Below are 6,055 nucleotides of genomic sequence, written 5' to 3' on the forward strand. Positions count from 1 at the left end.
TGTTGAGATTTTCTGTTACTATGACTTGGTTATCGTCAACTAATCTACGACTTAGTTTGTGTAGAAAATCCTCACGACAGTTAGTTATTTTACGGTGAACTCTAGCTACTTTCTTTCTAGTTTTATTGCGGTTATTAGAACCTTTCTGCTTTCTAGATAATTGCTGTTGTTTCCGTTTTAAATTCTTTTCATGCTTGTTTAAAAATCTAGGGTTCTCATATTTGGAACCTGATGACGTTATACAAAAGTGAGCTAATCCAACGTCAATACCAATTGTATTCCCATTTGTTGACGGCTTGGGTTTATTCTTACCGTCTTCAAACAAGATTGAAGCAAAGTATTGATTACAACAGTTTTTGGTAACAGTTACAGTTTTTATCTTACCCTCAATTGGTCTATGGATAATGGCTTTAACTACTCCTATTTTTGGGAGTTGTAAGCTATTATCTAGCATCTTGACATTTTGAGGATATTGAATCGACTGTTTACCATGTTTCGACTTGAATCTAGGATATAAGCCACGTTTTTCAAAAAAGTTATTGAAAGCAACACCTAGATTAAGACAAACTTGTTGCAAACATTGAGAGTAAGTCAGTTTTAACCATTCATACTCTTTTTTAAGTTCGGGTATTCTTTTCTTAACTTCGTACCCTGACAAACCCTTTCCTGTCTCTTTATATGTTTGATTCATTAAATTCAAGCAGTAATTCCACAGCCAACGACAATTACCAAAGCTTTGAGCTAGTAACTGTTGCTGTTCTGTATTTGGATACAACCGAACTTTAACGACTCGCAACATCTTAGAGAGAATTGAATTTTCTATAAAGTAGTATAGTAAATAAAAAGCGGATGCGCAACTCGCCGTCGTACGGCGAGATTATGCGCACCAAGCGATAGTTTGTCAACTTTCGGGGCATCGAACCCCTCAGATGACCGCCTATCCCGTCGAAGACGCGCGAAGCACCCCGATGCTGATTTTCAATACAGCACGGGGCTTCTCGGCGTATTGCTAAATATTCCTTTCTTGTTTTTTCTTTAGCTACATCAGCACGAAGCGATCACCAATCAATTAGCACAAAAGTATTAATATTTTTATTCTTTCAAAGATTAACAAAATCTATTTTAGATGTTATATTTAAAAATTAAGTATTTTATTTGAGAAAAAATGATCCACGCACCTCGGCAAATCTCTGAAACCCTCATTCTTTCGTTGAACTGCGTGGTCGCCTTACCTGGCCTGCTTTTGAGGGTTACGAGTTGTGCCATGTTGCTAGTTGTATTACAATTATTACATTGGTTGCGTGGATCTGCCCTCCTCAAAGTCGCTCTGGGTAACGGCTCTCAGACGAACTCTTTCCCTTAACAGGGGACATCAGTTGAATGGAAACCCGAAAGCTGGGTTTGAGCCATCACTTCATACATATCCTTCTTTCCCTTAACAGGGGACATCAGTTGAATGGAAACATTTTATTAAGTCGCAAACAACATCTTTGTTTAATTCTTTCCCTTAACAGGGGACATCAGTTGAATGGAAACTGGATATCTCACGACGTTCATGGGAATAAAGAAAATTATCTTTCCCTTAACAGGGGACATCAGTTGAATGGAAACAAGATAATAACATTTTTTAATTCTCCAAGCTATTTGGTCTTTCCCTTAACAGGGGACATCAGTTGAATGGAAACCGGCCAAAAGGTCTTTCACTCCCCCTGTAACAATTTCAGCCTTTCCCTTAACAGGGGACATCAGTTGAATGGAAACAGAATAATAAAAAACAAGCCATGTGAGGCTGTTCTTTCCCTTAACAGGGGACATCAGTTGAATGGAAACACGGTTTCAAGCGTGTTTCCTGTGTTTAATTCCAACTTTCCCTTAACAGGGGACATCAGTTGAATGGAAACGAACTGTATCAATCATCGCCAAATAATCAACAATACTTTCCCTTAACAGGGGACATCAGTTGAATGGAAACTGCGCATTACGCCTAAAAGACTACTTGCATCCATTCTTTCCCTTAACAGGGGACATCAGTTGAATGGAAACTAACCAGTCGCCAACCTGTTGATAAATTTCAGCAAACTTTCCCTTAACAGGGGACATCAGTTGAATGGAAACGAATGTAGGTGCCATCAGGCAGCTCTACTAAATTATCCTTTCCCTTAACAGGGGACATCAGTTGAATGGAAACAAATTAGCACACGGAAAAATCTTCCCCGTTTACTAATCTTTCCCTTAACAGGGGACATCAGTTGAATGGAAACTCCACTACCGTTAAAAACTGTTGTGGGCACCAAAACTCCTTTCCCTTAACAGGGGACATCAGTTGAATGGAAACTAGGCGCAGTTGATTGCCGACGTTCCTTCGGGGTTACCGATGGGGCAGGCTTTCCCTTAACAGGGGACATCAGTTGAATGGAAACTTAGCACTTTTTCGTTTGGGATTGATTTTAGTTGATCCTTTCCCTTAACAGGGGACATCAGTTGAATGGAAACTGCAAAATCAGATGCTCCAACACCAGGTTGAAGTTCTCCTTTCCCTTAACAGGGGACATCAGTTGAATGGAAACTTTTAACTCATCAGGCGTGAAACTACGCTTAGCCATTCTTTCCCTTAACAGGGGACATCAGTTGAATGGAAACTTCAGCATCCCAGCGAATGCCGGAATACTTAATGAAACTTTCCCTTAACAGGGGACATCAGTTGAATGGAAACTGGACGGAATAACGGCCATGGCTATCTTCCACCTTTCCCTTAACAGGGGACATCAGTTGAATGGAAACATAGAACGCTCCGTGTAGGAACAGGCGTATTGAATCTTTCCCTTAACAGGGGACATCAGTTGAATGGAAACCCAAATCGTTCACGGACACGGGTCTTGAGTCGTACTCAACTTTCCCTTAACAGGGGACATCAGTTGAATGGAAACGTTCAGTTGAAAAGTAAAACCACTACCTTGTAAGACAGGCTTTCCCTTAACAGGGGACATCAGTTGAATGGAAACGAAGTAGCCTATAGCCGAATGCAAAAAACCAGTCAATAATCTTTCCCTTAACAGGGGACATCAGTTGAATGGAAACTAAGGGAAAGGTTCTTTCGTGTTTCGACCCCAAGTGCTTTCTACTTTCCCTTAACAGGGGACATCAGTTGAATGGAAACTTTTTTTAGTTTCCTTGAAGGTTCTGATTGTACAACCTTTCCCTTAACAGGGGACATCAGTTGAATGGAAACTCGGACTCTTTGATCAACGTCAACATAGAATGAGCTAATCTTTCCCTTAACAGGGGACATCAGTTGAATGGAAACTATAACTTATCTAGCGACTTAGATAAGTTTTGGATTCAGACTTTCCCTTAACAGGGGACATCAGTTGAATGGAAACAATTAGCTTGCCATCAGTTCGCATTAAATGCCCAACTTTCCCTTAACAGGGGACATCAGTTGAATGGAAACGAAGGGCTCCATCTGGAATTAAAGCCGTGGAAACATCTGCTTTCCCTTAACAGGGGACATCAGTTGAATGGAAACAACCCATATTGGGTTACAACGCCCTGTATTGAAACACTTTCCCTTAACAGGGGACATCAGTTGAATGGAAACAATCATCGTCCACTTTAGTTTTGTAGATATCGTTTCCCTTTCCCTTAACAGGGGAAATCAGTTGAATGGAAACGTAACCACCTTCTTCGAGGTGGCTTAACAAAAAAAACTCGTACTTTCCCTTAACAGGGGAAATCAGTTGAATGGAAACTGGGGGGTGTCCACGTCAACGTCAAATCCGAAAAAACTTTCCCTTAACAGGGGAAATCAGTTGAATGGAAACGAACTGCTAGGGTTTCGTACTTTTTGAATTTTGGCTAAACTTTCCCTTAACAGGGGAAATCAGTTGAATGGAAACTAAAAATACCCGCTAATTTTCAAATTAGCGGGCTGATAAATCGGAAATCTTAATCTAACTTTACTCAATTTAGTAAAGATTAAAATAGATTTTATGTAGGCAAACCAAATAAGAAAGTTGAACCTAAAATACTAGATAAATCTTTTAAGAACTGAGGACGTAAATGATTAGAATTAGAGGATTGTCTCCCCATAAATAAACAAACAATTTCTTGAGTGTCAGTATCAATTGTTGGGTGAGGAGTGTTGCTCATCCTAATACTCACCCAAGAACAATGAGCATTACCATGACCAGCATTGCCACCAACATCAGTTTTTCGCTTATATTTATCTTTGTAAATAAGATTCATACCATCCCCACGAGTTTCCTCATTACGACGGATGTTTTGCCAGTCTTGCTCAGATTCATCGATGGGATTAAGATCAGGTCCGGGAACAGCATAAATTGAACAAGTAGTAGGAGAAAAGACCTCAGCTTCTAAGTTTTGATTAGCATTGATTGTAAGTCTATCAGACCATTTTATTTGGACAGCTTCAAGCCATTTTTGATAAGTTTCACTCCAAGTCTCAGGTTTATCAGGAGATAATTGATAACTAATAGTTTTAAAGTCTCCTGTTGTTTTACTTTTGGCTTTATGAGAAAGTTTTAAATAACAGCCCCTGGCAGCATTGTGACCATTATTCATCTGAAAAATATGTAAAGGTCTTCGCCAACCTCGACCTAATCCACCGACACTTACAGCAAACTTGATAATGGGTAAAATAATCTTATTCAAAATATCTTTTGGAGCAGTAATTTTAACCTTTCCTTTCCAAGTATAAAACCTGGGATAATCATCAGAAGAGTCTCCAAAAGTTGAGCTTTTTATTAATTCTAAACGAACGCAACCTTGCTGACTTGTTCCATTGTTATCATCAATATTGCCGAGTAATTCTCCCAAGGTTTTTTTGGCATTATCTTGTGACATAACACCTAAGAGAAAACGCCATACCCAAGAACGTAACCAACCTCTCCAATGAGAGGGACGTAATTCTACATCACTATTACTTTGATTAGCTCCATAACAACCTTGACTATATAATGTAAAGGTAAATATTTTAACAGATTGATCTACTGGACGTTTTAATTTAGGTTGATTATTAGATTTAATAGCACCGTATCCGGAAGCGGTACGACTTCCTACCCCATAAAGACTTAGAGCTTGTTCTACCCATTCCCAAACTTCTTGAACTTCTTGTGCTGTTGCTTTATTAGGAATTCCGCGAATACCAATAGTGAGAGAAATTTTATCTTCTCCATCACCTAATGTATAAAAAGATAGAGGGGTACTTTGTCCTTTATGAAAAACTTGAAACTCTTGTTGAGGATTAACAATATCTAAGGTTAAAAGAGAAGCTTCTTGAGGATAAGCATCAAAAAACTCAATTTTACCAGGTACAATTTTTTCATTGTCTTGATAGCCTAATAACTCATTCATTCGTTGAGATTTATCAGGATATTTTTTCGCCCATGCTCTGACTAAACCTCGAATTGAAGAACCTGGAATATACCCATAAAGAGGTAATGTATAAAACTGCTGATAATTATTTCCTACATTGAGTTTTTGAGTATTATCATATTTCCAATGACCACAAGGTTCGCCAGCAGAAATTATGGTTTCTCCATCAGGATGAGGATAAGAACCAACTTTCGTCCGCCATTGAATGGTAAAAGTACCTGTTCTTAGTAACTCAGTTTGACCTCGTCGGTTCTTTTGTTGTTTTGCTAGTAGTTCAATTAATTTATTACCTGTGTACATAATGTTTTAAAAAATTATCAATAATAGAAACAAGTGAGTATTATGAAAGCTTAATGTATTGATCACTCACCTTTAGCCATTTTGCCGAAAGCAATAAATAATTTGGCTAACGGACAGAATGGTTATTCTTGAGAATAGGCTCTTGCCCAAAAATTCCAATGTGGTGTTAGCACTAAGGATTTACGCCACATCATCATATACTCCCTAGGACTATCTCTGCTTAAAGCAACTATTCTTTCCATCAATTCCCTTTTATCTAAATCTTCCATCGGTGCCATTAATTTTCCTAACAGACAATGCCAAACAGGTACAGTTCTTTGACGAACTTTCCCTTCTTGATCATTCGATTGATTAATATAGC

Annotated in this window: 2 protein-coding genes, 1 pseudogene and 1 CRISPR repeat array; all 3 genes and pseudogenes read right to left on the bottom strand. The window is 38.6% G+C overall.

Annotated elements, in window-relative coordinates; genetic code table 11:
• The coding region (locus CY0110_RS27205; protein WP_008278881.1) for an RNA-guided endonuclease InsQ/TnpB family protein at positions 1–799 on the bottom strand (799 nt) is incomplete at its 3' end.
• 553 nt (positions 800–1,352) lie between these two features.
• Positions 1,353–3,896: direct repeats of the CRISPR family, unit length 36 nt; unit sequence CTTTCCCTTAACAGGGGACATCAGTTGAATGGAAAC.
• A 91-nt stretch (positions 3,897–3,987) separates the two neighbouring features.
• Positions 3,988–5,694, bottom strand: coding sequence for an RAMP superfamily CRISPR-associated protein (locus tag CY0110_RS27210; RefSeq protein WP_008278884.1), 1,707 nt, complete (start codon positions 5,692–5,694; stop codon positions 3,988–3,990).
• A 122-nt stretch (positions 5,695–5,816) separates the two neighbouring features.
• A pseudogene (locus tag CY0110_RS27215) lies at positions 5,817–6,055 on the bottom strand (hypothetical protein); the annotation flags it as partial.

This window comes from Crocosphaera chwakensis CCY0110 (genome assembly GCF_000169335.1).
GTDB lineage: Bacteria > Cyanobacteriota > Cyanobacteriia > Cyanobacteriales > Microcystaceae > Crocosphaera > Crocosphaera chwakensis.